We start from the raw sequence: 506 nt of genomic DNA, 5'->3' as shown, positions 1-506 counted from the left end.
TTGAACGTCAACGGCGGTACCTTGACCCTGAGCGTTGCCAACAGTGGCTTGACAACCGCGACCAATACCCTGATAGCAGCGCTGGCAATCGTCAATTTGACTGCGGCCGATGCCTTGGGTAGCAGTGCGGTGAATGTGTTGGGCTCCCTGAACCTGAATGCTGCCGATACGCTGGCCAACATACTCAGTGGTGACGGCACAATCAACACCAATGCGGCAGTGACCTTGGAGGGGACCAATGATTTTACCGGTCTGCACAATATCAATGCCGGTGGTGTATTAACCATTACCGATGTCAATAACCTGGGCACGTCGGATGCCAGTGTTGACCTGACTGCCGCGGGTGCTGAACTGATACTCGATGGGGTCAGCGGTACGCTGGCTAACACCTTGAGCGGTGATGCGGCCTCGACGGTACAACTGACGAATACTGCAAACACCACGCTAACCGGTAGCAACACCGGTTTTGATGGCCTGTTTGATTTGGTGGGCAACAGCACGCTGAG

General features: G+C 54.9%; 1 protein-coding gene. It reads left to right on the top strand.

Annotation, left to right across the window (positions count from 1 at the left end):
• On the top strand, positions 1-506 hold a 506-nt coding region (locus IO95_RS25740; RefSeq protein WP_037387218.1), incomplete at both ends, for a hypothetical protein.

It is taken from the genome of Serratia sp. DD3, assembly GCF_000496755.2.
The sequence above is the reverse complement of the archived record's forward strand: the minus strand, read 5'-3'. Positions and strand labels throughout refer to the sequence as shown.